We start from the raw sequence: 25,695 nt of genomic DNA, 5'->3' as shown, positions 1-25,695 counted from the left end.
GTGACCTAAAGGAGAAAGCCCCTATGAGAATGAAGTTCATTGCGGTACTCGCACTTTGCAGCCTGGTCTCAACAGCCCCGGTCGGTGCCAGTATTCCGTTCTTTTCCGACAAAGATGAAACCCCGACTCTGGCGCCGATGCTGGAAGAGGTAACCCCCGCAGTAGTCAATATATCCGTGAAAGGTAAACGCGAAGTTCGTCAGCGTGTGCCCGACATGTTCCGCTACTTCTTTGGCCAGAATGGCCCCCGTGAGCAAGTTCAGGAACGACCTTTTCAGGGCCTTGGTTCCGGCGTCATCATTGATGCTGACAACGGCTATGTCGTGACCAATAACCACGTTATTGATGATGCCACAGAAATTGTCGTGACCCTTAAAGACGGCCGTCAGTTCGACGCCAAAGTACTGGGCACTGATGACCGCTCCGATATCGCCCTGCTAAAAATTGAAAACGGCAGCAACCTGACGGAAATCGAAATTGGCAGCTCTGATGCGTTGCGAGTTGGTGATTTTGTCGTTGCTATCGGCAACCCCTTCGGCCTCGGCCAGACGGTGACCTCAGGTATCGTCAGTGCGCTTGACCGCAGTGGGCTGGGTATCGAAGAGGTTGAGAACTTCATTCAGACCGACGCCGCCATTAACAGCGGCAACTCAGGGGGCGCGCTGGTGACCCTGAAAGGCGAGTTAATTGGTATTAACACCGCTATTCTGGGGCCGACCGGCGGCAACATTGGTATCGGCTTTGCGATTCCGTCCGACATGATGAAAGCGCTGGTTCAGCAACTGGTTGAGTTCGGCGAGGTTCGCCGGGGCGTGCTGGGCGTACGTGGTAACGATCTGACCCACGAAATCGCCCAGGCACTGGATCTGGATGTAAATCAGGGTGCCTTTATTGCTGAAGTTATTCCTGAAGGCGCCGCCGCTGAAGCCGGCCTTAAATCCGGCGATGTGATTATTGCTGTTGATGGCCGCCCCATCCGCACCTTTGCTGACCTTGGCGCGCGCGTCGGCTCCATTGGTGCCGGCAAGGAAATTGAGCTGACGGTGCTACGCGATGGCAAAGAACGGGACTTTGAAGTCACCCTGTCAGAAATGGAAACTGCTGTGACCGCGGAAGAGCTGCACCCGGCCCTCAGCGGCGCAACACTGGCCGTTGATGAAGGTGGTGGTGTCGTTATCGCGGAATTGGAAGAAAACTCCATAGCAGCCCGTTACGGCCTGCGGCAGGAGGATGTCATCCTTGCGGTTAACCGCCAGCCGGTAAATAATTTGACCGAGCTGCGCCAGGCACTGGATAACGCCGGCAATGTTATTGCACTGAATATCCGCCGCGGTAATTCATCCCTGTATCTGGTATTGCGGGGCAATTAATTTAGCCCGGCCGACGATACCGTACAAAGGCAGCCCAAGGGCTGCCTTCTTTTTTTAATCGGTGATATGCTTTAACCTATTCTTAAATCAACTCATTAACGGAATACTCATGACAATGCGCAGCTGGTTCTGGTTTATCGTCCGCTCAGCGCTGCTGGGGCTGATTGTTGCTGCTATCGTTATCTGGGTATTGCCACGTATTAACTTTCTTAACTTTCCCGCCATGAGCCCGGATGAACCTGTCAGTTTCGCGACAGCAGTTAACCGGGCGGCACCTGCAGTAGTCAACATCTACAGTATCGGCGAAGCACGCGGTTCCTATTACTCACGGCGCCCGAGTTCGGTATTCCGGCTCGGCTCCGGCGTTATCATGGACAACAACGGGCATATTCTTACGGCCTATCATGTGGTTTCAGATGTCAGCCAGATTCAGGTAGCCCTGCAGGATGGCCGTCAGTACAGCGGACAAGTGATCGGCCATGACCGGGTTACTGACCTCGCCGTGGTGCGTATTGAAGCGACAAACCTGCCGGTTATCCCACAAAATAACGACATGCGGACCCGCGCCGGGGACGTAGTATTAGCTATTGGCAATCCACTGAACCTCGGTCAGACCATCACTCAGGGTATTGTCAGTGCGACCGGCGGACGCATGGGCGTTATTCACTCCCATGCCGATTTAATCCAAATGGATGCGGTCATTAATGAAGGGGCCTCAGGCGGTGCGCTGGTCAACAGCGAGGGTTTTCTCATTGGCATCAATAATGCCCAGTTCCGCGGTCCGTCGGGCCAGGGTGTGGAAGGCATTTATTTTGCCGTGCCCTACCCACTGGCCAAACGCATCATGGACACCCTGATTCGTGAAGGCGAAGTAGTACGGGGTTATCTGGGGATTAATGTCAGCGACGGCCCGAATGCCAATCCCTATCAGCAACCTGGCATATTTATTTCGGCCGTGGATAACAATAGCCCGGCAGAAGAAGCCGGGCTGCAGGCAGATGATTATATTATTGAAATTGGCGGTCAGCCGGTATCGTCGGCGGCGGAAGGTTTGTCGCTGGTGGCTGAAACCCGGCCGGGTACTGAGCTGGAAATCCGGTTTTTCCGGGACTCGCAGGAACTCACTACCACAGTGACTATTGACAAGCTGCCATGAACAGCCAGCCTGGCTAGCCGACGCGGGTAATATCAGCGCCTAAGTCGCGAAGCTTCTGCTCAATCCGTTCGTAACCACGATCGATATGATAAATCCGCTCAATGGTTGTTTCACCAGCAGCAACCAGCCCCGCGATCACCAGCGACGCGGACGCACGCAAGTCGGTACACATCACCTGTGCACCCGTCAGTTGCTTCACACCTTTGCAAATTGCCGTATTGCCTTCCAGTTCGATCAAAGCGCCCATGCGATGCAATTCGGGCACATGCATAAAGCGATTTTCAAAGATGGTTTCACGGATCCAGCCAGTACCATCAGCGATGGCATTCAAGGCGCAGAACTGTGCCTGCATATCCGTGGGAAAAGCCGGGTGCGGTGCAGTAATCACGTTAACCGGGCGAGGCCGGCCATTGGCCTGCAGACGGATCCAGTCATCGCCGCGGGTGATGCTGGCCCCGGCTTCCGTAAGTTTTTTCAGCACCGCATCAAGCATTGCCGGATCAGTTTCGCGGCACGTCACATCACCGCCGGTAGCCAGGGCCGCGACCAGAAAGGTACCGGTTTCAATGCGGTCGGGCTGCACCCGGTAACGCCCACCTTGTAAGGTCTCAACGCCATGGATTTCAATTTTGTCACTGCCAGCGCCGCGTACATCTGCGCCCATGGCATTCAGAAATCTCGCCAGGTCAACCACTTCGGGTTCACGGGCAGCATTTTCAATAACGGTTATGCCATCAGCCAGGGTCGCCGCCGCCATCAGATTCTCGGTACCGGTAACGCTCACCATATCCATCAGGATATGCGTGCCTTTCAGGCGGCCGTTCACCTCGGCATTAATATAGCCGTTTTCCACAGTGATCTGGGCGCCCATCTGGCGCAGCCCTTCAATGTGCAGATTTACCGGGCGGGCGCCAATGGCGCAACCTCCGGGCAGGGAAACCTGCGCTTTTCCGTAACGCGCCAGCAACGGACCCAGCACCAGAATCGAAGCGCGCATGGTTTTAACCAGCTCGTAGCTGGCAATATGATGATGCAGTCCCTGCGGCTGAATACGGTAGCTGTTGCTATCCAGTTGTTCGGAGGTGACGCCAAGTTCAGCGAGCAATTTGAGGGTAGTACGAACATCCTGTAACGCAGGCACGTTATCAACAATGACATCATTTTGCGGCAGAATAGCGCCCATCAAAATAGGCAGGGCGGCGTTTTTTGCGCCGGATATTGTGACTTCACCCCGAAGCTTATTACCGCCTTTGATGACCAGTTTTTGCATGCGTAACTCGTTGTTATTTATTGAAGGAGATAGTACTACTTATCGGCTTGATGGTTAGCTTAACATACCCAGCTTTTTCTGCCGCTGCCACTCGACCGGCGTGTAGGTCTTAATCGATACGGCATGAAGTTCACCGCTGGTAATCATGGGCTTTAACGGCCCGTAGACAAGTTGTTGCTTCTTGACTCTGCTCATATCGGCAAAGCGCTCACTGACTGCGATAACAGACGCATGGCCGCCTTCCAGGCTGACGCGAACCTCAGCTAAATCAAGGGAATCTTGCACTAGTTGTTCGATCTCTTCAGAAGTCATATCCCAACCATTTTATTCAGAAAAATTCAGCAGCTCGGTCGCGCCACTGACATCGGCAATAGCCCGGAGTTGCTCGCTTGGGCTTTTAAGCTCAAGTTTCCGGTCCTTTTGCATCAGTTGCCGCTTGGTCTGCAAGAGCATGGCCACACCAGCCGAGTCAACATGGTCGAGACCAGACAGGTCGACCACCAATGCGTCGTCTGCCGATAACCAGTCCGCTCGTGACGCCCATAAACCCGGCACGGTATCACGGTTTAGTACGCCGGACAGAACTAAGGCATCGTCGCTGGTCTGCCAGTTAATCTCCGGCTTACTCATGACGAACTACTATCCGTTTTCAGATCCCCTGCACCTTCTTCGTATGGCTGCATAGGTTCGTTAGCTTTCTCACGTAACAGTTCAATGGTGCCGTCAATACCACGACTTCGGATCACGGACGAAATCTCTGCTTGCTTGCTGCTCAGCAGGCTGACGCCTTCTACCACCATGTCGTAGGCCTTCCAGAGGTTCTCATCGTCGTCATAACGCATTTTAAATTCAATGCGGATGGGCTCCCGGCCTTGCTCGATCAGACGGGTTTTAACTTCCACCATCTTGCTGTCGCCCTCAAAGCGACGCGCATCACCAAACTCAACGGTATGTTTGTCTTCATCATAGCGCGTAAAGGCGCGACCATAAGTAGCGATCAGATAATCGCGAAACACATTGTAAAACTCCTGCCGCTGCTCTTCGGTGGTATCTTTGAGATTGCGACCAAGCACACGTTTAGCGGCGTAGACATTGTCCACATAAGGCAGTAACTCTTCCCGGATGATTACCCGCAGGTAATCAAGATCTTTGTCAATCTTCTCGCGGTCAGCTTCGATCCGCTCAAAAGTATTCTTGGCGACTTTTTCCAGCAGAAAATAAGGGTTTTCTTCCCGGACAATTTCGGCCCGGGCTGTCGCCATCGTAGTCATCGCAAGCACTGCAACTACCAGCAGGCTGATCCAATTTTTCATAATGGCTCCTTAATCATTACCCTGACTAAACAGGAACTGACCGATTAAATCTTCCAGCACCAGTGCTGATTTCGTATCCTGGATATGATCGCCTTCATCGAGCATTTCGACGGTATCGTCAACAAATCCGGGGTTCAGCCCCAGATATTGCTCACCGAGTAATCCGGATGTCAGTACTGAGACCGACGATGTGTTAGGAAATTCATCATATTTTTTGCTAATTTGCATTTCTACCAGCGGTTCGTAGTATTCGCCGGACAAAGTGATTTTACTCACCCGGCCAACGACCACCCCACCAACTTTAACCGGCGAGCGTTCTTTTAAGCCGCCAATATTGTCAAATTTGGCATAGAGCTTATAGGTTTCACCAGCGGTAGCCCCGCCCATATTGGCGGCCTGCAGCGCGAGAAATACCAGAGCAATGAAGCCAATAATGACAAAGGCGCCTACTGCAAGTTGTACGTTTCTTGATTCCATAGTGAGTTACCCAAACATTAATGCTGTAAGAACAAAATCCAGACCCAGCACAGCCAGTGATGCGGTCACCACTGTCGATGTGGTGGCGCGGCTGATACCGACCGAGGTTGGTGTGCAACTGTAACCTTTATGCAAGGCAATCCAGGTGACGACAAAAGCAAAGACGACGCTCTTGATAATCCCGTTCAGAATATCTTCAGACCAGTCAACGCTGGACTGCATAACCGACCAGAAGGCACCTTCGTCGACGCCAAGCCAGCGCACACCGACCAGATAGCCGCCGTAAATACCCACGGCTGAAAAAATCAGCGCCAGCAATGGCATGCTGTAGAAGCCCGCCCAGAACCGCGGCGAAATAACCCGGCGCATCGGGTCGACAGCCATCATTTCCAGGCTCGACAACTGTTCAGTCGCCTTCATCAGACCAATTTCCGCGGTCAGCGACGAGCCGGCACGGCCGGCAAACAGCAGCGCCGTAACCACCGGACCCAATTCGCGCAGCAGTGACAAAGCGACCATAGGCCCCAGGCTCTGCTCGGCGCCGAAATCCACCAGAATGGTATAGCCCTGCAGGCCCAGTACCATGCCGATAAACAGACCACTGATAATAATAATAAGTAACGACAGTACCCCGACCGAGTACATTTGCTGCATCAGCAGCGGCCATGACTTACGGATATTCGGTTTACCAAATAAGGCGCGCACCAGCATCATCAGCGAGGCACCGGTGCCGGCAACGCTGTTCAGAACATAGCGGCCTAAAGCGGCTATATGATCAAGCATGATTTGCTCCTGCTGTCTGACCCAGAATGTCTTCTTCCATGCTGACACCCTTATAGTGGAAGGCGACTGGACCGTCAGCCTCACCTTTTAAGAACTGTTGCACCAGATCATCGTCTGAGTCTCTCAGTTCATCCGGCGAGCCCTGCCCGACGACCTTGCCGTCGGCAATAATATAAGCATAGTCCGCGATGCTCAGTACTTCCGAAATGTCATGGGTAACGACCACGCTGGTCAGCCCCAGTGATTCATTCAGCGACTTAATGAGCTTGACGATAATGCCCATTGAGATCGGATCCTGTCCGGCAAAAGGCTCATCATACATAATGAGCTCCGGATCCAGCGCGATCGACCGTGCCAGTGCCGCGCGCCGTGACATGCCGCCGGACAACTCTGCCGGCATCAGGTGCCGGGCGCCGCGCAAGCCGACCGCCTCAAGCTTCATCAGTACGATGGTCTCAATGATTTCTTCCGGCAACTGACTATGTTCCCGTATCGGAAAGGCAATATTGTCGTACAGGTTCATGTCGGTAAACAGCGCGCCGCTCTGAAATAACATACTCATGCGCTTGCGCAAGCGGTAAAGCTCGCTGCGCGATAACTCGGGTATATTATAGCCATCGAAACGAATGGTGCCCTGCTGTGGCTTCAGTTGGCCACCGATCAGTCGCAGCAAGGTGGTCTTACCCACGCCGCTAGGCCCCATAACAGCAGTGATTTTGCCGCGGGGAATCTTCAGTGATAGGCCGCTATAGATCTGATTGGCTCCATGCCCATGGGCAAAGTGGATATCATCAATCTCTACCAAATAGTCAGCATTGTCAGTTGTCATGGCTGGCTAGTTCCTTAATCTTAAGACCCGCTAGTTTACCTGAAAGCCGCCGTAATCCATAGGCTGGCCCGGTAAAATTTGTGACAAATCATGTGCTACAGACATTTTACGTCTGCAAATCGAAAATCGATCGGGTATTATCTGACTTTATACCGACTTATTCACAACGGCAGCGGAGCAGCATAGCTATGAGCAATCAGCAAACCGGTTCATTTCGCAGTCTGGGGCAGCAGGTGATCGAGGTTGAGGCCGCTGCCATTATCGGTCTGCAACGCTATCTCGACGAACATTTTGAACGGGCCTGTGAGATCTTACTGGCCTGTACCGGCCGGGTCATTGTGATCGGCATGGGCAAGTCCGGCCATATCGGCGGTAAAATTGCCGCCACCTTTGCCTCAACCGGCACGCCGGCTTTTTTCGTGCACCCGGGTGAAGCCAGTCACGGCGATCTGGGCATGATCACCGGCCAGGATGTGGTGGTCGCTATTTCCAATTCCGGCGAAACCAATGAAGTGTTGAGCATAGCTCCACTCATTAAACGCCGCGGCGTACCGCTGATTAGCATGACAGGTAACCCGAAGTCGACGCTGGCTGAATTATCTGATGTTCATGTTTGTATTGCCGTCGAGCAGGAAGCCTGCCCGCTGGGGCTGGCACCAACGTCGTCCACTACAGCTACTCTGGTGATGGGGGATGCCCTGGCAGTCGCTTTGCTGCACGCGCGAGGTTTTACCGCCGACGATTTTGCCTTGTCCCATCCGGGCGGCAGCCTTGGCCGGCGCTTGTTGCTGCATATCCATGACATCATGCACAGTGGTGAGCGCGTTCCTAAAGTACCAAGCACCGCCACCCTCAGCGAAGCCTTGCTGGAAATGTCCCGCAAAGGCCTGGGCATGACCGCGGTGGTAGATGACGACGATGACCTGCAGGGTATTTTCACTGACGGCGATTTACGGCGTATTCTCGATCAGCGGATTGACGTACATGCCACCGCGATTGCGCAGGTGATGACCAAAAAGCCGGTTACCATCGAGGCCGATGTGCTCGCGGCCCAGGGCCTGAAAGTTATGGAAGACCGTAAAATCAACGGCTTGTTCGTGGTCGATGACCGCAATAAGTTGATTGGCGCACTGAATATGCACGACTTGCTGAAAGCAGGAGTAATGTAAGCATGACCACAGCATCCACTGTAAGCACCTGGTACGGTGAAATCCCGGCACAGCTGCTGGACAGACTACAAAACATTAAGCTGGTTATTTTTGACGTCGACGGGGTATTTTCCGACGGCCGTATTTACCTTGGCAATCAGGGCGAAGAATTCAAAGCTTTCAATACCCGTGATGGTTTTGGCGTAAAAGGATTATTGAACAATCGTATTGAGGTTGCTGTCATAACAGGCAGACGTTCTGAGATTGTTGAGCAGCGCATGCAGGCGCTTGGAGTTAATCATATTTATCAGGGCATCGAAGATAAAATAAGCTGCTATGAAGAACTGAACCGTAACCTGCAGCTCACCGATGAACAGATCGCCTGCATGGGCGATGATGTCCCCGATGTGCAGATGATTCAGCGCGCCGGGGTTGGTGTCGCAGTCAATGATGCCCATCCCTGGGTGCAGCAGCAGGCTGATTATGTGACCAGTTTACGAGGCGGCTATGGTGCCGTCCGCGAACTGACTGACCTGATATTGCTTAGCCAGGGGCATCTGCAACTGCATGGTGGCGTCAGCTTATGAACCGCTATATCGGCTGGTTTCTTGCTATTCTGTTTGTGCTGGGCACGGTACTGATTTGGCGCCCGTTTGCCGATCCGGAGCAGATCGAAGCGACCGATCCATTTCGCGAAATTGAACCTGATTTTACCGCCACCGGCATGGTATTGAGCATCTACTCCGAAGACGGCGCGTTGGCGCACCGGATCGCAGCTGATACCATGACACATTATAGCCCCATCAGCCTGACTGAATTGGCTAATCCGGTTTATACTGTACGTAGCCGCGATCAACAAAGCATCTGGCAGGTTATTGCTGAGCAGGGCTCGTTTTATGACGACCAGACCCTGGTACTGGAGCGCGGGATCGAGATCACGAATCTGACCACCACAGATTTTCTGGAGCGCGTGGAAACCAGCTATCTGATCATTGATACCACAGAGGAAACTGTGGAAACTGATATGCCCGTGGTTATTTTCGGGCAACATTTCACTGTTCGTGGAGTAGGGTTACAGGGAAACCTCCGCGCACAAACACTGGAAATAAAAGAAAATGCACAAGCGATTTATACTGGTATCAATCAGCTTAACGATTAGTGCCCTGCTGGCTTCTTTCGATGCGTCGGCCCAGGGTAAAGAAGACTTTTCCAAGCCGATTGAGATCAATGCAGAAAATGACTTTTTTGACATCGCCAATAAAATAGCGGTGTTCGACACCAATGTGCAGATCCGTCAGGGGACGCTCGAGATTAACGCCGATCATCTGGAAGTCAGCCGGGATGGTGAGGGCATGAATGATCTCTTTATCGCCTCAGGCTCACCCGCAACCTATCAGCAGCGACTCGATGACGGCTCGCTGATCACCGCGGAAGCGGAACGGATTCGCTATGATCAGGAACAACAGACGATGACCCTCTCAGGGAATGTAGAGGTCTCGCAGAATAACAGTGTGATACAGGGTAACGAGATTGTTTATAACTTTGCTTCACAACAACTTAGTGCCCGTCGCGGCGACGATGAAAGCGACCGGGTAACGACGATTTTTCTACCCAAAAAGAGTGACAATGAGCCGACTAACCGCTGAACATCTGGCAAAATCCTACAAAAAGCGACAGGTTGTCAAAGATGTCAGCCTGACGGTCGAATCAGGCCAGGTGATCGGTTTGCTGGGCCCCAATGGTGCCGGCAAAACCACAACCTTTTATATGATCGTGGGTCTGGTAAATAACGACAAAGGCCGGATACTGCTTGATGACACCGACATTAGCTTGCTGCCGATGCATGAGCGGGCACGGCGTGGTATCGGCTACCTGCCGCAGGAGTCATCCATATTTCGCAAACTCACGGTGCGCGACAATATCATGGCCATTCTGGAAACCCGCAAAGAACTCGACGAAACCAGCCGCGAAGATAAACTCGATCAGTTGCTCGAAGAGTTTCATATCGGCCACATTGCCAACAGTCTGGGAATGAGCCTTTCCGGCGGTGAGCGGCGGCGGGTAGAAATTGCCAGAGCGCTGGCGGCGGAGCCAGCTTTTATTCTGCTGGATGAACCTTTTGCCGGGGTCGACCCGATCTCGGTCATTGATATCAAGAAAATTATCGAACATTTACGTAAACGCGGCATCGGTGTTCTGATTACCGACCATAACGTGCGCGAAACCCTGTCAGTCTGTGAGCAGGCTTATATTGTCAGCCATGGTGAACTCATTGCTTACGGAGATGCGCAAAGTATTCTGTCCAACCAGCAGGTCAAAGACGTCTATCTCGGTGAACAGTTCACCCTGTAGCTGTATGCGGGTCATTCAGGCCAGGTGATTTGATGAAACAAGGTTTGCAGCTTAAATTCGGTCAGCAGTTGTCGATGACTCCACAGCTGCAGCAGGCTATCCGGTTGTTGCAGCTTTCTTCGCTGGAGTTACAACAGGAGATTCAGCAGGCGCTGGATGAAAACCCGCTGCTGGAAGTGGCCGACGAGGATGCCGCCGGCGAAGTCAGCGAACACACAGATGACTGGGATGACACGCCCTGCTCCGCCGCCCTGAGCAGCGCCAGCGCCAGCAGTTTTGACGACGATAACACTATCTATCAGGGAGCCACCGAACAAAGCCTGCAGGACTACCTGTTCTGGCAGATGCGCCTGTCTCATTTCAGCCCTACCGATGAACTCATTGCCACCACCATTATCGACAGCATCAGTGACAGTGGCTACCTGACCTGTGATCTCGACGACATTCTCGAGGCGGTACAACTGCAGGGTGAAGATGACATTCAGGCCGACGAAGTCGCTGTGGTGCTAAAACGCATCCAGCAATTTGAACCCTTAGGCGTCGGTGCCCGCAATGTTCGTGAGTGCTTACTTATTCAGTTAGAACGGGGCGCCATCGACCCCTTCTGGCGCGACAAAGCCATCAGCGCCGTAAGCGATCATCTGGAATTATTGGGCAGCCGGGACTACCGTACCCTGGCCCGTAAGCTCAGACTGAATGAAGATCAGTTGACCAGTGTGGTGGGCCTGATCCAGCAGCTCAATCCACGCCCCGGTGATAGCTTCCGGCCTGAAACCGATGACTATGTGATCCCCGATGTGCTGGTACGGAAAAAAAATGGTCGGTGGATTGTTGAACTAAATCCGCAAAATTTGCCTAAACTTAAAGTGAACCAAACTTATGCCGCGTTATGTAGCGGCGCAGCCCAAAGTGAGGATATGCAGTATATTCGACAGCAAACGCAGGAAGCGAAATGGTTTATTCGCAGTCTCGAAAGCCGCAGCGATACCTTGTTGCGGGTAGCCAGCGCCATTGTTCAGCGCCAGCAGGGATTCTTCGAATATGGCGCCGAAGCCATGAAGCCTATGGTGCTTGCCGATATCGCCGACACTGTCGATATGCATGAATCAACAATTTCCCGGGTAACCACACAAAAGTATATGCACACGCCCCGTGGTATGTTTGAATTGAAGTACTTCTTCTCCAGTCAGCTTGCGACTGATAATGGTGGAGAGTGTTCGTCAACAGCCATTCGGGCGTTGCTGAAGAAGCTGGTCACGGCGGAAAGCCCGAAAAAGCCTCTGAGCGATAGTAAGCTCGCTCAGCTGATGGCTGACCAGGGCATCCAAGTGGCACGACGGACGATAGCGAAGTATCGGGAGGCTCTCAATATACCGCCCTCGAGTCAGCGCAAACGTCTTATCTGATTCTCGCACAACAGAAGGAAGATGCTATGCAGATTAATTTGACTGGCCATCATGTAGAAATTACCCCCCCCCTGCGCGACTATGTAGATGAAAAATTCGCTAAGCTGGAGCGGCACTTCGATAACATTACCAATGTGCATGTGATTTTAAAGGTTGAAAAGTTAGTGCAAAAAGCCGAAGCTACGGTGCATCTTAGCGGTGGCGAGATTTACGCTGACTCTGCGGAGGAAGATATGTATGCGGCCATCGACGCGCTGATTAATAAACTTGATCGGCAGGTTATTAAACATAAAGAAAAGATAAATCGTCACTAATCATGGACCTATCCACGCTCTTAAGCCCCGACTGCACGCGTCGTGCAGTCGACGGCTCAAGCAAGAAGAAAGTTTTAGAATTGATCGGCCAGCTGGCCGCGCCCCGCCTGTCGGGAACCACTAGCTTTGATGTTTTTGAAAGCCTGCTGAACCGGGAACGTCTGGGCAGTACCGGTATCGGGCTTGGCGTTGCCATTCCGCACGGCCGGCTGGGCAGCGCCAATAAACCGGTCGCGGTATTGCTTACCCTTGCCGATCCCGTGGATTTTGACGCTATTGATAATCAGCCGGTCGATATCATTTTTGCTCTGCTGGTACCTGAAGATGAGCACGAAGAGCATCTGCAAACGCTGGCGGCGGTTGCCCAACGCCTGAATGATAAGAGCTGTACCCGGGCATTGCGCGATGCGGACAGCGACAAAGAATTGTTTAAACTATTTACTCAGGGCGATAATGCTTAAGGAGTAGCTGTGCAGCTTATCATCGTCAGCGGTCGTTCCGGTTCAGGCAAAACCATCGCCCTGCGGGTACTTGAAGATCTAGGCTTTTACTGCGTCGACAACCTTCCGATTACCCTGCTACCAACCCTGGTTCATGCGGTTATTGACCAATACGATAAAGTTGCTGTAAGTATTGATGTCCGTAATTTACCTGAGCGTCAGGATGACCTGACCGATGCTCTGGATTTTCTTCCAGACAAGATTAAACCCGAAATTCTTTATATTGATTCCTCAGAAGCAATTTTATTGCGGCGGTTTGGCGAAACCCGCCGGCTGCACCCGCTTTCTAAAAACGAATTGCCCTTATCGGATGCGCTGCTGGCCGAGAGCCGCTTACTGGAGCCGCTAGCTGAACGCGCGACCTGGCGCATCGACAGCAGTGATCTAAGCGTACATCAGCTCAGCGAGTATGTCAGTGAGCGGGTACTTGGCAAAGCCGCCTCACGGTTGATTGTGGTATTTCAGTCGTTTGGCTATAAATATGGCCTGCCGCCCGATCTCGACTATGCCTTTGATGCGCGTATTTTGCCGAACCCGCACTGGGAGCCCGAGCTGAAAGCACTGATTGGCTCTGATCCGGCGGTACAGCACTTTTTCTCTCAGCAGCCGCTGGTAACTAAGTTTGTTTATCAGCTGGAAGTATTTCTGGAAACCTGGCTGCCCTATTTTCAGCGTAGCAATCGCAGTTACCTTACCATCGGAATTGGCTGCACAGGTGGCCAGCACCGCTCGGTCTATATTGCTGAACAACTTGCCCAACGTTTTTCGGGCCAGCAGTTTAAAGTGCAGGTACGCCATCGTGAAGCAGGCCGACACAAATGACTGATACCGCCCGTCGTAGCGTAACTATCCGTAATAAGTTGGGGCTTCATGCCCGGGCTGCCACGAAACTGGCAAAGCTAACTCAGCAGTTCGACGCCCGGGTGCAGGTGGTTCAGGACGGCCGCGAAGTCGATGCCTCCAGTGTCATGTGTTTACTGCTCCTTGCCAGCGGCCAGGGCAAGCAGATCGATGTGATTGCCACCGGTAGCGATGCCGAAGAAGCTGTCGCTGCAGTCGCCGCACTGATAGAAGCCCGCTTTGACGAAGACCAATAGCCCACGCTCGCCTGTTATTGCTAGCTGACGCCTTCTTTCAAATAAGATAAACTCCTCATATCAATAGGAGTTTTTAGCATGCTCGCAGAAGTCGCCGACAAAGAATTCGCTGAACAGCGCTTACAGGAAGTCACCGAGGCACTGGTGGGCGGCATGTATGTGCAGGCGCGCCGGTATCTGCATAATTTGCCTGCCTGGGACGTCGCCCTGCTATTGGAATCGTCGCCGCCCAAGGCGCGTGCCATTATGTGGCAACTGGTTGACGCCGAAGAGCACGGCGACATCCTCGAAGAACTCTCCGAAGAAGTACAAAAATCCATTATCCGCCAGATGGCGCCGGAAAAGCTTGCCGCCGCCACCGAAGGCATGGACACCGACGACCTGGCCTACGTATTACGTGGTCTGCCAGAGCCTGTTTATCAGGAAGTGCTCAAGTCGATGGACGAGCAAGACCGCCATCGCGCCGAGCAAGCCTTATCCTACGAGGACGAAACCGCCGGTAGTATCATGAACACCGATACCATCACGCTGCGGCCTGATGTCACTATCGATGTGGTACTGCGGTATCTGCGCCTCAAGGGCGAGCTCCCTGAGGCCACGGACAAACTCTATGTGGTTAACCGGGATGACAAATTCATCGGCGAGATCGGCATCTCCCGGCTATTGACCGTGGACCCTGCCCGGCTGGTCAGTGAGGTCATGGCTTCGGACGTACAGGGTATTCCGATTGATATGGATGAAACGGAAGTCGCCAAGCTGTTCGAACGCCAGGACTGGATCTCGGCCCCGGTAGTCGACAGCGAGAACCGGCTGCTGGGCCGGATCACCATCGATGACGTGGTGGATATTATCCGCGAAGAGGCCCAGCACTCGATGTTGAGTATGGCCGGTCTTGACGATGACGAGGATACTTTTGCGCCGGTATTAAAAAGTACCCGCCGGCGAACCATCTGGCTTGCGGTCAATCTGGTCACCGCGCTACTGGCGGCCATGGTGAGCTCCCTGTTTGAACCTATTTTAGCGCAGATGGCGGTACTAGCGATCCTCAATACCATAGTGCCGAGTATGGGCGGCATCGCTGGCTCGCAGACGCTGACGCTGGTTATCCGCGGTATGGCGCTTGGCCATATAGGCGCCAGCAACCAACGCTGGCTGATCGGTAAGGAACTGGCGATCGGCGCATTAAACGGCGTGATCTGGGCGGTTCTGATTGCTGCTGTGGTGGCCTTGTGGAAGCAGGATTTACTGATTGGTTTTATTATCGCCTTCGCGATGATGGCCAACCTGCTGGCTGCAGGTCTGGCCGGCGTAACCATTCCGCTGATTCTGAAACGTTACAATATTGACCCGGCCCTCGCGGGCGGGGTCATTCTGACCACAGTCACTGATGTGGTCGGTATCTTTGCCTTCTTAGGCACCGCAACACTGCTGATACTTTAGCGCCAGCCCGGGCGGCCGGGAACTCAGGTTCCGGCAATCCGCAGGCTTTCAACCAGCACTGAACCGGTTCGTACGCCATGGCGCAAATCCACGTCATTGCCAATGGCGACGATATTACAAAGCATCTCTTTCAGGTTACCGGCAATGGTGATTTCTTCTACCGGATACTGAATTTCACCCTGCTCCACCCAGAAGCCGGCAGCGCCGCGTGAATAGTCTCCGTTAACCATATTCACGCCTTGTCCCATAAGTTCGGTTACCAGCAGGCCGGTGCCCATTTCTTTGCACAACTGCTGCAGGCTCTTATCCTGGTGGGTGACTTCCCAGTTATGAATGCCGCCGGCGTGACCCGTTGGTTGCATGTCCATTTTGCGCGCCGAGTAGCTGGTCAGCAGATAGGTCTGCAGTACGCCATCGGCAACGATATCCCGCGCCTGAGTGGCAACACCTTCCTGATCAAACGGGCTACTGGCAAGACCGCCGCGCAGATGAGGCCGTTCACTGATAGTCAGCCATTCTGGTAGCACTTGTTTACCCAGGTGATCCAGCAGGAAGCTGGATTTACGGTAGAGGTTGCCGCCGCTGATAGCACTAACTAAGTGACCGAACAATGAATTGGCAACATCAGCGCGAAATAGCACCGGCACTTTGGCGGTGGCAATTTTCCGTGAGTCCAGCCGGGCCAGGGTTGATTGTGCCGCGTCTTCCGCAACCTGTTCCGGCGTCCATAGTTCTTCCCGGCGCCGGCCAACGGTATAGCTGTAATCGCGTTGCATGGCTTCGCCACTGCGGGCAATAAGTGCACAGCTCAGACTATGCCGTGACTGCAGATAACCAGCCAGAAAGCCGTGGCTGTTACCGTAGACCCGGTAGCCCACATGACTGCTATAGCCGGCACCGTCTGAGTTGACAATGCGCTCATCCTGTTTCAGCGCGTGGCGCTCGCACTGAAGCGCCTGTTCCAGCGCGAATTCAGCACTTTGATCGGCCGGATGACACAAATCCAGATCGGGGATATCCGTTGCCATCAATTCAGCCGGAGCCAGCCCCGCATGGGGATCAGCCGAGGTATAGCGGGCGATATCATTTGCTTTTTCGACCGCGGCGCGAATTGCCGCCGGCGTCAGATCGGTAGTGGATGACGAGCCTTTATGCTGGCCCCGGTACAGGGTAATTCCCAGCGCACCGTCCTGGTTAAATTCAACCGTTTCGACTTCACCTAAACGGGTACCGACGTTGATACCACGGCTACGGCTAATGGCACATTCGACCGCCGAACTGCCCAGTTTACCGGCATAGTCGAGGGCTTCGGCTACCGCCTGCTCTACATCTTTCATCTCGCGGTTTAATTCATTTATATCAGGGGTCACCATTGGCTCCGTATTCGAAAACTGAAGCTGAAGTTTAACATGAATAGCAGTGTTGATTCATCGCCTTCACTGCTAAACTATCGTCATATGAAGCCCGGTAGCGCTAAGCAGAACATTTTAAGGAACCCGCTGCATGAACGATTTTGATAACAATGACGACCAGCCGCCTAGTAAATCGCAGCTTAAACGGGATGCTGATGCGCAACAGGCGCTGGGAGAACAACTGGTTGACCTGTCTGACGGCAAGTTAGCTAAAATTCCGGTTGATGAGGCGTTGCTCGACGCGATCCGCCTGGCACAACGTATCCGCAATACCCGTGAAGGGTTTCGCCGGCAACTGCAGTTAATCGGCAAGATGATGCGCGACCGGGATACCACGGAAATTGAGCAGGCGCTGTCTGAGATAGAACACAGCCACCATGAGCAAAATGCACTATTTCACCAGCTCGAGAAACATCGCGATTTAATACTCGCCGAAGGGGATCCGGCCATTCAGGGCTTTATCGATGCCTATCCGGATGCGGATCGGCAGAAACTACGTCAGTTGTACCGTCAGGCGCTCAAGCAGCAGCAACAGAACAAGCCTCCTGCTGCTGCCCGCGAACTCTTTAAATACCTGCGCCAGGTGGCGAGCGCTTAAGCGGTCCCACCCACCGTCAGGGCGTCGAGTTTCAGAGTCGGCTGGCCAACACCAACCGGCAGACTCTGACCATCTTTGCCACAAACGCCGATACCCGAATCCAGTTCAAGGTCGTTGCCGACCATGGATACCTGCGCCATAGCGTCCGGGCCATTGCCGATGAGGGTGGCACCTTTCACTGGGGCGGTGATGCGACCATCTTCAATCAGATAAGCTTCAGACGCGGAGAACACAAATTTGCCGGAGGTAATATCAACCTGCCCACCGGAAAAGTGTGGCGCGTAAATGCCTTTTTTAACGCTGCTGATGATATCGGCCGGATCATGTTCACCTGCCAGCATATAGGTATTGGTCATCCGCGGCATCGGCAAATGGGCGTAGGACTCGCGGCGGCCGTTACCGGTAGGTTCAACACCCATCAGCCGGGCATTTAATTTATCCTGCATATAGCCAACCAGACGGCCTTTTTCAATCAGCACGTTATAGCCGGCGGGGGTGCCTTCATCGTCTACGCTCAGTGAGCCGCGCAAATTCGATAAGGTGCCGTCATCAACAATCGTGCAGTGCTCTGAGGCGACCATTTCACCAATCTTGCCAGCATACGCCGAGGCGCCTTTGCGATTAAAGTCGCCTTCCAGACCATGCCCTACTGCTTCATGCAGCAGCACTCCCGGCCAGCCAGCGCCCAGAATAACCGGCATAGTACCGGCCGGTGCTTCACGGGCATCAAGGTTGACCAAGGCCTGCCGAACCGCTTCTTTGGCGTAGGTTTGCCAGCGCGGCAGCTCATTAATGGGGTCACTGAAATAGCTGTAGCCAACGCGCGCACCGCCGCCCGAGCTACCGCGCTCGCGACGACCGTTCTGTTCAACCAGTACCGTACAATTAACCCGAACTAATGGTCGGATATCACTGGCCAGAGTACCGTCGGTGGCGGCCACCAGAATTTCATCATAGCTACCGCTGATACTGGCGATGACTTCAACTACCCGCGGGTCCAGGCTACGGGCAAAGGCGTCGATTTCGCGCAGCAAGTCAATTTTGGCCGCCTCATCAAGGCTCGGCAGTGGGTTCAGCGGTTGATAGCGCTCGCTCTGGCTGCGCACCTGCAGCGCCTGCATGGTGGCCTGGGCGCCGTCATTGGCGATACCTCGCGCAGCAGCTGAAGCCTGACGCAGCGCCGCCGGGGTTATCGCGTCGGCATAGGCAAAACCGGTTTTTTCACCGTGGATAGCCCGTACACCCAGCCCGCTTTCAATATGGAAGCTACCGTCTTTAACGATGCCATCTTCCAGTACCCAGGACTCATTCACGCTACTTTGCAGGTAAATATCAGCAAAATCGATAGCACCGCTGTAGATACTCTGCAGTGACTGCTGCAGCGCATCGATATCGAGTTCATGTTGGTGCAACAGGTTTGCTTCGACCTGTTGGTTTAGCTGTTGATTTGACTGTAATTTACTGCTCATGAAAAACCTTTTTACTACTTGAGAAATGGGTTAGCACCGGGATGTCGCGGCGAATTTGCTGAAGTGCTGAGATATCGATAGCCGCTGTGGCCAGTCCGGGTGACGCGGTCTCAACACAGGCTTTAACTTCGCCCCAGCCGTCAATTATCAGGCCGTGACCATAGGTTTGCCGGCCATTGGCATGTTCGCCTACCTGTGTGCCGGCTACCAGTATGCACTGCTGCTCAATGGCACGGGCCCGGGTCAATACCTGCCAGTGCGCCTTGCCGGTTACCTGGGTAAATGCCGAGGGCAGTACCAGGATATCAGCGCCCTGCAGCCGCAGCGCACGAAACAGTTCAGGAAAGCGCACATCATAACATACCGCTAAACCCAGCGTGCCAAATTCAGTTTCAACGGTAACAACCTGCGAGCCTGGCGAGGTCGCGGCCGACTCCCGGTAGCTCCGGGTATTATCGGCCACATCAACGTCGAACATTGATACCTTATTGTAGCGGGCCACGCGCTCACCGGCAGGATTAAATACCAGGCAAGCAGCGCTGAACTTATCACTGTCGGGTTGCTCGATCAGGGGGATGGTGCCGGCCACCAGCCAGACACCAAAATCACGCGCCAGCGCTGCCAGCCCATCCTGCATCGGCCCTTCACCGGCCACTTCCGCAAGTTCGCGCTGCCGTTTATCCCCGGCACCAAAGCACAAGCAGGCTTCGGGCAGCACGACCAGTTGCGGTCGGGCGTCGGGTAAATCAGCGAACAGCTGACGCAGGGTCGCCAGATTTTCCTGTGGATCCGGACTGCTGGTCAGCTGAACTGCCGTCATCTGCACTTGAGGGTGACTGGTTTTCTGTTGGTTCTGACTCATCAGGGATCTCCTGTTCAGGTGCCGGAATAGTCACTTCGCGGCTGGACCGGCTCACTTCCTCGACCACGGGGTTATCAAGGGTACCCGAAATGCGGTACTCGAGGCGGCTGATTACTTGCGCATCATGCAACATACGGTCGATCAGCAGCGCCGCCAGCCCTGAGGGTGGATTAACCATCCACGCCAGAATAACCGGCAGGCTTGAGGTGACCTTGGGAATATAATACAACTGGTAGTTGATCTCTTCATCGACCAGGTTGGTCACACCGCTGATTTCCATATCACCGGCAGAACCGCTTAACGTGGTGTTATCGGTGCGTACGCGACCATCTTCTATATTAAATTCACCGCCAAACTGCGTGAAAAACAAGCCGTTGGCAAATACGTCACGAAAATCAAAACGTAGCTTGCGCACGATGCTCTCCAGGCTCAGCAGCGAAAATATCCGTGCCGCGCCGTCGCTGACTTCGCTCAGATAACCCTGCCCAAGCGCCCATTCCACGGTGCCATTCAGGCTTTCATGATTGTACTGAAATGGCGCGCCCTGCCAACTGAGCTCAAATTTAAAATCAGCCGGGCTATCCTGCACCATGGTACTGATATCGTAGTCGCGCAGAAAGGCACCTAAATCGGCGCTGGAAAAGTTACCGGTAAAGGTTGTACGCTGCTGCTCAGCGGTTTCACCTACTCGCCAGGTACCGCTGGCATCCAACTGATGCTGCCCCTGCTGGATGCGCAGGCTACTGACTTCAATACCTTCTTCAACGGGCGCCAGGTCGAGCTCGAGCGCCCCCAGATCGTAGCCCGCATAGCTACAGCGCTTACAACGCAGGATCAGTGCTGGCACCTGACTCAAATCCGGTTGTTCAATCAGTGCATCGTCAACCGCCAGCGGTTGCGCCAATTCGATATAGTCCGCGTCTACGGTCAGTTGCAGAGTACCGGTATCTGGCTGATCAGCAGTAGCCCCATCAGCGTAACCGATCGATGCCACCAACGAGGTCTGATCCGCCTGTAACCGCATGCGCCAGTCGCTATCTTCCGGCCAGCCCACCGCCGACACTTCCGTTAGCTGATGGCCCAGCAATAGCAGTTCATCGGCTGTCAGCTGGACCAGATCCGGTCGCACCACCTGAAAAACCGAAGCCGATGCATTTGTCTCTGGCTCGCTTCTGAAGCCATCTACCAGTAACTGGACAGAATCCAACCATTGTTGGAAATCAAAACGCTCTACATGGACTTCGACCGGAAACCGGGCATTCACCCGCGTTACGTTTGGATTTGGCACCGCCGGTTGCTGCTCACCGATACGCATAAAACCTTGTTGCAAGGCGCTGCCATTGCCATTGAGTTGCAGTTCGGCCATGGCAACATCACCTAAACGCCCATTAATTAAAATGCTGTCTTCACTGCCGGAAACCTGCAACTGCGACGGCCAGCTTTGTCCTGTGGGCTTTTGTAGCGGAGCTGGTAAGTTCAGCGCGAGCTGATCGAGATCAGACTCCTGGCGCCAGTGGAATGAGTAGCCGCCCTCTGCAGCCAGTACCAGTTCCAGTTCGGCGTTCCAGTCAAAGGTGCCGCCAATTAACCCGGCTTCGGATAGCTGCGCTGCATTATCGAGATCCCAGTCTCCGGACATAGTAACGCTGACCTTATAGCCTTCGCCTTCGGCATCACTAATCAGGGTGGCCGCTACCGGCAAATCGTACCAGCGCAGCGTCAGGTCGTTACTCTCAATATACTGATTACGGAAACTAATCCGCCCGTCGACCGCAGAAAACTGCTGCGACAACATGTTGATCGCCAGCTGATTATTATCAAGCTCGGCGTACCCTTCGGCCACCACTTCAGCGCCTTGCTGAAGTGGAATAGTTAGTTCGAGCTGGCCCTGCATAGGACCGCTCAGTTGCAGTTCAGTGAGAGTCTGGCCAAGGCTTTCCGCCAGTGGGCTTGCGTTAAATACAGGTTGCAGCGCAGCGGAGTCGCTGATAATTTCGCTGTCGATTTTAAGCATCACATCAGCGGCTGATAAATCAGGAATGACGGTATTAATCACGGGCAATCTGACGTCACCCAACCTGCCATCGCGGGCCTGAATATGCATCCGCTCGTTGCTGAAGTTTACCCGGGCAGCCGTGTCGTAAAGCGGTTGCCAGTCGGGCCGGAACTTAAAACGCAGATCGTTGATGTTCGCCTGCGCCGCAAACTGTCCCTGATAATTCTTATAAGGAAATTCATCAAACCAGCCCCGCCAGACCAGCGCCAGTGATTCTGCGGCGCCGTCATGTAAAGCCGTTACCAGATAGTCCTGCAAATTGGCGCCCAAAACAGCAGGTAGGTACTGCCGCAATACACCCGCCGGCACTGGCTGCTCATTCAGGCCGATAATCCGGCCGCTAAGCGCTAGTCGGCCCGCCTCATTGTTCAACCGGACAGCCACCGACAATGGTAAATCCTGCAGGCGTACCTGACTGCCTTCGGCAATAGTCAGCTGCCAGTTACTATCCCGCCACTGCCAGTCGCCCTTAAGGCTCAGTTCATCAAGCTGCCAGGCTCTTTCGGTATCGAGTTGCTCGCTGCGCAGAGCGACGTCACGACCTTGAAGCTGCCAGTTCGCGTCGACTCCCTCGCCATAAATCTCAATATTTACGGCATCGACCCCCGGCGCTGATGCTGAATGCTGCCAGCGTAACTGCTGGCCATTTACCAACCAACGCAGCCCCTGCTCCAAATCCTGTGCCATGCGCAGTGACACTTGTCCTGCGGTTTCACGGCCGGCTAACTCAGTATATATAGCCGCGCCGGAACTGCCCGTAACAGTAAGCACCTCCAGCAGCGGACTCAGCGGAGCGGCATCGATGCTAAAACTAAAGCCGCTAGCTTGCTGGCGCCAGCTAAAGCCAGGCAACTGCCAGGTGTTACCGTCCTGTTCAACAGTAAGTGGTGCGCTGTTTACCAGCCAACCTTCGTCCCGCGGGCGTAGCTTGAGAACGCCTTCAGGGATCCTGATCTGGTGCTGTTGATCATCGATCTGCCAGCCAAGAGAATTCTCACCGAGCTGCAATACGCCATTATTAAACGTACTGTCGGCAAAGTTCAGCCACAAGGTAAAGTTCAGCTCGGCGTGCTCAACTTCTGAATCCACTACCTGCTGCTGTAACCACGGCGCCACATCCAAATTGGCGGCATTGACGTAGATCTGTCCGTCGAGGGCACCAGGATCCTGACCGTTAATATCAATAACCATATCGAGTGCGTTGGTATTCAGGTCGGCAATGCGAAACTTACCAATGCCCTGATGGCGGGAGCCACGGTTCATCCAGCTCAACCGCTCGATATCAATACGACGCTTCACCCCGAGCAAATTAATCAGCTCAACAGCACTGTTCTCGATCACCACATAGTCGAGCTGGTTGAGGAAAAAGCGTGGTATCGCGTCAGGAAAATCCGTGCCGGCCACTTCCCTGGCCTCGCGCAGATCATACTCAATCCGCGCCTGCTCTAAAGTGACCCGTTCAAACTGCAGTGACCAGCTCTGTACACTTTGCCAGAGATCAAAATGAATACGGGCTTCGGCTATATCAACCTGGGTGGTTTCACCGCCCTCGGGTTGGACACTGACATCATGTAATATTAGTTGAGGTCCGGCGGTACTCCAGTCAGCACTCAGCTCGCTAATGTTGGTTTCCAGCTGATACTGATTGGCGACAAATTGTTCAACCTGCGCGGTAACGTCCGGCAACATGGGCAACAGATAACGCAGGATCGACAACACCACCGCGAGCAGTACCAGCAGGCTGGCCACAGTGTAGAGAATGCCCCGATAAGCTACTTTCAGCGATATCCGCCACATATTACATCATCACCACGTCGAACTGTTCCTGGTGGTACAGGGGCTCAGTTAATACCTTAACCTGCTTACCGATGAAAACCTCAAGTTCCGCCAGGGCATGTGACTCTTCATTCAATAAGGTCTCTGCAACCGCCGCCGAGGCGTAGATAACAAAATGATCCGCAGCATAGGCCCGGTTAACGCGAACAATCTCCCGCATCACTTCATAACAGACGGTATCAACGGTTTTCATGGTGCCACGGCCACTACATACCGGGCATTCCGAACAAAGCACATGCTCAAGACTTTCGCGTGTGCGCTTGCGCGTCATTTCCACCAGCCCGAGGGTGGTAAAGCCGTTGATGGAATTTTTCGCGCGATCTTTTGCCAGTGCCTGTTCCAGACTATGCAAAACACGGCGCCGGTGGTCGTTGCTCTGCATATCGATAAAATCAATTATAATAATCCCCCCAAGGTTACGCAGGCGCAGTTGCCGGGCGATAGCCTGGGTCGCTTCAATATTGGTATTGAAGATGGTTTCTTCGAGATTGCGGTGCCCGACAAAACCACCGGTATTAATATCTATGGTTGTCATTGCCTCGGTCTGATCAATGATAATCGAGCCGCCGGATTTCAGATCCACCTTGCGGTCCAGGGCCCGCTGCACTTCATTCTCAACATCAAAAAGATCAAATATCGGGCGCTCGCCCACATAATATTCCAGCGCTGACGATAGCTCCGGAATAAATTCACCCACAAATTCACTTAGTAAATCATAGGTCAGTTTGGAATCAACGCGAATCCGCTCAATCTGGTCGCCGACAAAATCACGGAGGATCCGGCACGACAGGTTCAGATCTTCATAAACCAGGCCGATCTTGCGCATGCCTTTACGGCGTTTCTGAATGGTGTCCCACAACCGCCGCAAAAAGGCCGCGTCGTGCTGCAGTTCGTCATCGCTTGCACCTTCAGCCGCCGTGCGCACGATAAAACCGCCATCAGCGTCACAGTATGGCTCCGCAGCTCGCTTAAGCCGCTCCCGCTCAGCCTCACCTTCGATGCGCTGAGAAATACCCACATGGGGTGATTGCGGCATCAGCACCATATAACGCGACGGAATGGTAATGTCTGTGGTCAGCCGGGCGCCTTTTGTGCCCAGCGGATCTTTGACCACCTGCACCAGGATTTGCTGACCGGGCCGCACCAGCCTGGCAATATCGGTCGCCGGTACCGAGCGCGCAGTAATTTCTTCCACTTGCTCAATGTGAGTGACAATGTCCGAAGCATGCAAAAATGCGGCTTTATCCAGGCCGATGTCAATAAAAGCTGCCTGCATCCCCGGCAGCACCCGCGATACCTTGCCCACATAAATATTGCCCACCAGGCCACGCTTGGCCTGGCGCTCAATGTGGATCTCCTGCAGAATGCCATTTTCAATCAGCGCGACCCGGGTTTCCGTCGGCGTCACGTTCATCAGTATTTCAGCGCTCATTCGCGTCGCCTTCTGCCTGCCGGATTAATTGCTCGGTTTCATATAAAGGTAAACCCACCACCGCCAGATAGCTGCCTTCAACCTTAGTCACGAACTTTGCTGCGCGCCCCTGTATACCATAACCGCCGGCTTTGTCAGCCGGCTCGCCGCTGGCCCAGTAGGCACGAATTTCTTCGGCGGTTAATGATTTAAAGGTCACAGTGGCCAGCGCTGTTGTCACCCGGGTGCGCTGCTGGTAATGCAAGGCAATGGCAGTAATGGCTTGATGAGAGCGACCGGAAAGTAGTTCCATCATAGTGACAAAGTGATTTTCATCAGCGGGCTTCTCGAGTACCTGATGGTCACATACCACTATGGTATCGGCGCCCAACACCATGGCGTCATCGCCGGCAAGCCTGGCACCCGCTTCGGCCTTCTGGGCAGCCAGACGCTGCACGTAGCCCATGGGAGTTTCTCTGGCCGAACGTTGTTCGGGGATATTGGGCCGCACCACAGTGAAGGGGCGATCCAGAAGCTGTAATAATTCATATCGCCGGGGCGAACCCGACGCAAGGACTAATGCTGTCATGTCATAA

27 protein-coding genes are annotated in these 25,695 nt (G+C 53.8%); 14 read left to right on the top strand and 13 right to left on the bottom strand.

Features of this window, described 5'->3' with window-relative positions; all coding sequences use genetic code 11:
- The first annotated feature begins 23 nt into the window (after positions 1 to 23).
- Both IDSA_RS00285 and IDSA_RS00280 read left to right on the top strand, forming a co-directional pair.
- Positions 24 to 1,370, top strand: a complete 1,347-nt coding sequence (locus tag IDSA_RS00285; RefSeq protein WP_415752589.1) for a DegQ family serine endoprotease — start codon at positions 24 to 26, stop codon at positions 1,368 to 1,370.
- A gap of 109 nt (positions 1,371 to 1,479) precedes the next feature.
- A complete protein-coding gene (locus tag IDSA_RS00280; RefSeq protein ID WP_034773351.1) occupies positions 1,480 to 2,526 on the top strand; it encodes a trypsin-like peptidase domain-containing protein in 1,047 nt (348 codons plus the stop codon).
- Positions 2,527 to 2,539: 13 nt separating this feature from the next.
- On the opposite strand, the gene murA is transcribed toward IDSA_RS00280, so the two are convergent.
- Genes murA through IDSA_RS00245 form a run of 7 tightly spaced genes read right to left on the bottom strand, consistent with a single transcriptional unit; the run spans position 2,540 to position 7,198 of the window.
- Positions 2,540 to 3,796 (bottom strand): UDP-N-acetylglucosamine 1-carboxyvinyltransferase, encoded by a 1,257-nt coding sequence (gene murA / locus IDSA_RS00275; protein WP_034773349.1) that lies wholly within the window; start codon positions 3,794 to 3,796, stop codon positions 2,540 to 2,542.
- Between the two features lie 54 nt (positions 3,797 to 3,850).
- A complete protein-coding gene (locus tag IDSA_RS00270) occupies positions 3,851 to 4,108 on the bottom strand; it encodes a BolA family protein (protein WP_034773347.1) in 258 nt (85 codons plus the stop codon).
- A gap of 12 nt (positions 4,109 to 4,120) precedes the next feature.
- Positions 4,121 to 4,426 carry an STAS domain-containing protein gene (locus IDSA_RS00265; protein ID WP_034773345.1) on the bottom strand — a complete coding sequence of 102 codons (306 nt, stop codon included), beginning with the start codon at positions 4,424 to 4,426 and terminating at the stop codon, positions 4,121 to 4,123.
- Positions 4,423 to 5,109, bottom strand: a complete 687-nt coding sequence (locus IDSA_RS00260) for an MlaC/ttg2D family ABC transporter substrate-binding protein (protein WP_034773342.1) — start codon at positions 5,107 to 5,109, stop codon at positions 4,423 to 4,425. The genes IDSA_RS00265 and IDSA_RS00260 overlap by 4 nt, the downstream gene beginning before the upstream one ends.
- A gap of 9 nt (positions 5,110 to 5,118) precedes the next feature.
- A complete protein-coding gene (mlaD, locus tag IDSA_RS00255; protein ID WP_034773340.1) occupies positions 5,119 to 5,586 on the bottom strand; it encodes an outer membrane lipid asymmetry maintenance protein MlaD in 468 nt (155 codons plus the stop codon).
- A 6-nt stretch (positions 5,587 to 5,592) separates the two neighbouring features.
- The gene (mlaE, locus tag IDSA_RS00250; protein ID WP_034773337.1) at positions 5,593 to 6,369 is read right to left on the bottom strand and encodes a lipid asymmetry maintenance ABC transporter permease subunit MlaE; all 777 of its coding nucleotides are present in this window, start codon (positions 6,367 to 6,369) and stop codon (positions 5,593 to 5,595) included.
- Positions 6,362 to 7,198, bottom strand: a complete 837-nt coding sequence (locus tag IDSA_RS00245) for an ATP-binding cassette domain-containing protein (RefSeq protein ID WP_034773335.1) — start codon at positions 7,196 to 7,198, stop codon at positions 6,362 to 6,364. The genes mlaE and IDSA_RS00245 overlap by 8 nt, the downstream gene beginning before the upstream one ends.
- A 188-nt stretch (positions 7,199 to 7,386) precedes the next feature.
- Here IDSA_RS00245 and IDSA_RS00240 point away from each other — a divergent pair, with 188 nt between their 5' ends.
- The 11 genes from IDSA_RS00240 (at position 7,387) to mgtE (ending at position 15,455) form a co-directional block, all read left to right on the top strand.
- Positions 7,387 to 8,367, top strand: a complete 981-nt coding sequence (locus IDSA_RS00240; protein ID WP_034773333.1) for a KpsF/GutQ family sugar-phosphate isomerase — start codon at positions 7,387 to 7,389, stop codon at positions 8,365 to 8,367.
- A gap of 2 nt (positions 8,368 to 8,369) precedes the next feature.
- Positions 8,370 to 8,933: a 3-deoxy-manno-octulosonate-8-phosphatase KdsC gene (kdsC, locus tag IDSA_RS00235; RefSeq protein WP_034773330.1), complete on the top strand. Its 564-nt coding sequence runs from the start codon at positions 8,370 to 8,372 to the stop codon at positions 8,931 to 8,933.
- The gene (gene lptC, locus IDSA_RS00230; RefSeq protein WP_034773328.1) at positions 8,930 to 9,505 is read left to right on the top strand and encodes an LPS export ABC transporter periplasmic protein LptC; all 576 of its coding nucleotides are present in this window, start codon (positions 8,930 to 8,932) and stop codon (positions 9,503 to 9,505) included. The genes kdsC and lptC overlap by 4 nt, the downstream gene beginning before the upstream one ends.
- Entirely contained in the window at positions 9,462 to 9,992 is a 531-nt protein-coding gene (lptA, locus tag IDSA_RS00225) for a lipopolysaccharide transport periplasmic protein LptA (protein ID WP_034773326.1), read from the top strand. The genes lptC and lptA overlap by 44 nt, the downstream gene beginning before the upstream one ends.
- Positions 9,973 to 10,698, top strand: a complete 726-nt coding sequence (gene lptB / locus IDSA_RS00220) for an LPS export ABC transporter ATP-binding protein (protein ID WP_034773324.1) — start codon at positions 9,973 to 9,975, stop codon at positions 10,696 to 10,698. The genes lptA and lptB overlap by 20 nt, the downstream gene beginning before the upstream one ends.
- 32 nt (positions 10,699 to 10,730) lie before the next feature.
- Complete coding sequence (locus IDSA_RS00215; protein WP_034773321.1) at positions 10,731 to 12,104, top strand: RNA polymerase factor sigma-54; 1,374 nt, start codon at positions 10,731 to 10,733, stop codon at positions 12,102 to 12,104.
- A 26-nt stretch (positions 12,105 to 12,130) separates the two neighbouring features.
- The gene (gene hpf / locus IDSA_RS00210) at positions 12,131 to 12,418 is read left to right on the top strand and encodes a ribosome hibernation promoting factor (RefSeq protein WP_034773317.1); all 288 of its coding nucleotides are present in this window, start codon (positions 12,131 to 12,133) and stop codon (positions 12,416 to 12,418) included.
- A gap of 2 nt (positions 12,419 to 12,420) precedes the next feature.
- On the top strand, positions 12,421 to 12,879 hold the full coding sequence (gene ptsN, locus IDSA_RS00205) for a PTS IIA-like nitrogen regulatory protein PtsN (protein WP_034773314.1): 459 nt from the start codon (positions 12,421 to 12,423) through the stop codon (positions 12,877 to 12,879).
- Between the two features lie 9 nt (positions 12,880 to 12,888).
- Positions 12,889 to 13,740, top strand: a complete 852-nt coding sequence (rapZ, locus tag IDSA_RS00200; protein ID WP_034773312.1) for an RNase adapter RapZ — start codon at positions 12,889 to 12,891, stop codon at positions 13,738 to 13,740.
- Positions 13,737 to 14,015, top strand: a complete 279-nt coding sequence (locus IDSA_RS00195; RefSeq protein ID WP_034773311.1) for an HPr family phosphocarrier protein — start codon at positions 13,737 to 13,739, stop codon at positions 14,013 to 14,015. The genes rapZ and IDSA_RS00195 overlap by 4 nt, the downstream gene beginning before the upstream one ends.
- Positions 14,016 to 14,093: 78 nt before the next feature.
- A complete protein-coding gene (gene mgtE / locus IDSA_RS00190) occupies positions 14,094 to 15,455 on the top strand; it encodes a magnesium transporter (protein ID WP_034773308.1) in 1,362 nt (453 codons plus the stop codon).
- A 23-nt stretch (positions 15,456 to 15,478) separates the two neighbouring features.
- On the opposite strand, the gene pmbA is transcribed toward mgtE, so the two are convergent.
- Positions 15,479 to 16,828, bottom strand: a complete 1,350-nt coding sequence (gene pmbA / locus IDSA_RS00185; protein WP_034773306.1) for a metalloprotease PmbA — start codon at positions 16,826 to 16,828, stop codon at positions 15,479 to 15,481.
- A 130-nt stretch (positions 16,829 to 16,958) separates the two neighbouring features.
- Between pmbA and yjgA the strand changes: the two genes are divergently transcribed.
- Complete coding sequence (yjgA, locus tag IDSA_RS00180; protein ID WP_034773304.1) at positions 16,959 to 17,465, top strand: ribosome biogenesis factor YjgA; 507 nt, start codon at positions 16,959 to 16,961, stop codon at positions 17,463 to 17,465.
- On the opposite strand, the gene tldD is transcribed toward yjgA, so the two are convergent.
- The 5 genes from tldD to IDSA_RS00155 are packed head-to-tail and all read right to left on the bottom strand — an operon-like array spanning position 17,462 to position 25,688.
- On the bottom strand, positions 17,462 to 18,934 hold the full coding sequence (tldD, locus tag IDSA_RS00175) for a metalloprotease TldD (RefSeq protein ID WP_051985958.1): 1,473 nt from the start codon (positions 18,932 to 18,934) through the stop codon (positions 17,462 to 17,464). The two genes, yjgA and tldD, sit on opposite strands and share 4 nt — an antisense overlap.
- Positions 18,924 to 19,796 carry a carbon-nitrogen hydrolase family protein gene (locus IDSA_RS00170; RefSeq protein ID WP_198024024.1) on the bottom strand — a complete coding sequence of 291 codons (873 nt, stop codon included), beginning with the start codon at positions 19,794 to 19,796 and terminating at the stop codon, positions 18,924 to 18,926. The genes tldD and IDSA_RS00170 overlap by 11 nt, the downstream gene beginning before the upstream one ends.
- Complete coding sequence (locus IDSA_RS00165) at positions 19,681 to 23,649, bottom strand: YhdP family protein (RefSeq protein WP_034773300.1); 3,969 nt, start codon at positions 23,647 to 23,649, stop codon at positions 19,681 to 19,683. Before IDSA_RS00165 ends, IDSA_RS00170 begins: the two co-directional genes overlap by 116 nt.
- Before the next feature lies 1 nt (position 23,650).
- Entirely contained in the window at positions 23,651 to 25,120 is a 1,470-nt protein-coding gene (gene rng, locus IDSA_RS00160; RefSeq protein WP_034773298.1) for a ribonuclease G, read from the bottom strand.
- On the bottom strand, positions 25,110 to 25,688 hold the full coding sequence (locus IDSA_RS00155; protein ID WP_034773295.1) for a Maf family protein: 579 nt from the start codon (positions 25,686 to 25,688) through the stop codon (positions 25,110 to 25,112). The genes rng and IDSA_RS00155 overlap by 11 nt, the downstream gene beginning before the upstream one ends.
- Positions 25,689 to 25,695 lie beyond the last annotated feature (7 nt).

This window comes from Pseudidiomarina salinarum (assembly GCF_000753715.1).
In the GTDB taxonomy this organism is placed as follows: domain Bacteria; phylum Pseudomonadota; class Gammaproteobacteria; order Enterobacterales; family Alteromonadaceae; genus Pseudidiomarina; species Pseudidiomarina salinarum.
The sequence above is the reverse complement of the archived record's forward strand: the minus strand, read 5'-3'. Positions and strand labels throughout refer to the sequence as shown.

Excerpts from the sequence above, each read along its gene's own strand:
- mlaD (WP_034773340.1), bottom strand. The coding sequence starts at position 5,586 with ATGGAATCAAGAAACGTACAACTTGCAGTAGGCGCCTTTGTCATTATT.
- IDSA_RS00170 (WP_198024024.1), bottom strand. The coding sequence starts at position 19,796 with ATGAGTCAGAACCAACAGAAAACCAGTCACCCTCAAGTGCAGATGACG.
- IDSA_RS00195 (WP_034773311.1), top strand. The coding sequence starts at position 13,737 with ATGACTGATACCGCCCGTCGTAGCGTAACTATCCGTAATAAGTTGGGG.
- IDSA_RS00240 (WP_034773333.1), top strand. The coding sequence starts at position 7,387 with ATGAGCAATCAGCAAACCGGTTCATTTCGCAGTCTGGGGCAGCAGGTG.
- IDSA_RS00245 (WP_034773335.1), bottom strand. The coding sequence starts at position 7,198 with ATGACAACTGACAATGCTGACTATTTGGTAGAGATTGATGATATCCAC.
- IDSA_RS00270 (WP_034773347.1), bottom strand. The coding sequence starts at position 4,108 with ATGACTTCTGAAGAGATCGAACAACTAGTGCAAGATTCCCTTGATTTA.
- lptC (WP_034773328.1), top strand. The coding sequence starts at position 8,930 with ATGAACCGCTATATCGGCTGGTTTCTTGCTATTCTGTTTGTGCTGGGC.
- lptA (WP_034773326.1), top strand. The coding sequence starts at position 9,462 with ATGCACAAGCGATTTATACTGGTATCAATCAGCTTAACGATTAGTGCC.
- pmbA (WP_034773306.1), bottom strand. The coding sequence starts at position 16,828 with ATGGTGACCCCTGATATAAATGAATTAAACCGCGAGATGAAAGATGTA.
- IDSA_RS00165 (WP_034773300.1), bottom strand. The coding sequence starts at position 23,649 with ATGTGGCGGATATCGCTGAAAGTAGCTTATCGGGGCATTCTCTACACT.
- ptsN (WP_034773314.1), top strand. The coding sequence starts at position 12,421 with ATGGACCTATCCACGCTCTTAAGCCCCGACTGCACGCGTCGTGCAGTC.
- lptB (WP_034773324.1), top strand. The coding sequence starts at position 9,973 with ATGAGCCGACTAACCGCTGAACATCTGGCAAAATCCTACAAAAAGCGA.
- tldD (WP_051985958.1), bottom strand. The coding sequence starts at position 18,934 with ATGAGCAGTAAATTACAGTCAAATCAACAGCTAAACCAACAGGTCGAA.
- IDSA_RS00215 (WP_034773321.1), top strand. The coding sequence starts at position 10,731 with ATGAAACAAGGTTTGCAGCTTAAATTCGGTCAGCAGTTGTCGATGACT.
- mgtE (WP_034773308.1), top strand. The coding sequence starts at position 14,094 with ATGCTCGCAGAAGTCGCCGACAAAGAATTCGCTGAACAGCGCTTACAG.
- rng (WP_034773298.1), bottom strand. The coding sequence starts at position 25,120 with ATGAGCGCTGAAATACTGATGAACGTGACGCCGACGGAAACCCGGGTC.
- kdsC (WP_034773330.1), top strand. The coding sequence starts at position 8,370 with ATGACCACAGCATCCACTGTAAGCACCTGGTACGGTGAAATCCCGGCA.
- murA (WP_034773349.1), bottom strand. The coding sequence starts at position 3,796 with ATGCAAAAACTGGTCATCAAAGGCGGTAATAAGCTTCGGGGTGAAGTC.
- IDSA_RS00265 (WP_034773345.1), bottom strand. The coding sequence starts at position 4,426 with ATGAGTAAGCCGGAGATTAACTGGCAGACCAGCGACGATGCCTTAGTT.
- mlaE (WP_034773337.1), bottom strand. The coding sequence starts at position 6,369 with ATGCTTGATCATATAGCCGCTTTAGGCCGCTATGTTCTGAACAGCGTT.
- IDSA_RS00285 (WP_415752589.1), top strand. The coding sequence starts at position 24 with ATGAGAATGAAGTTCATTGCGGTACTCGCACTTTGCAGCCTGGTCTCA.
- hpf (WP_034773317.1), top strand. The coding sequence starts at position 12,131 with ATGCAGATTAATTTGACTGGCCATCATGTAGAAATTACCCCCCCCCTG.
- IDSA_RS00155 (WP_034773295.1), bottom strand. The coding sequence starts at position 25,688 with ATGACAGCATTAGTCCTTGCGTCGGGTTCGCCCCGGCGATATGAATTA.
- IDSA_RS00280 (WP_034773351.1), top strand. The coding sequence starts at position 1,480 with ATGACAATGCGCAGCTGGTTCTGGTTTATCGTCCGCTCAGCGCTGCTG.
- yjgA (WP_034773304.1), top strand. The coding sequence starts at position 16,959 with ATGAACGATTTTGATAACAATGACGACCAGCCGCCTAGTAAATCGCAG.
- IDSA_RS00260 (WP_034773342.1), bottom strand. The coding sequence starts at position 5,109 with ATGAAAAATTGGATCAGCCTGCTGGTAGTTGCAGTGCTTGCGATGACT.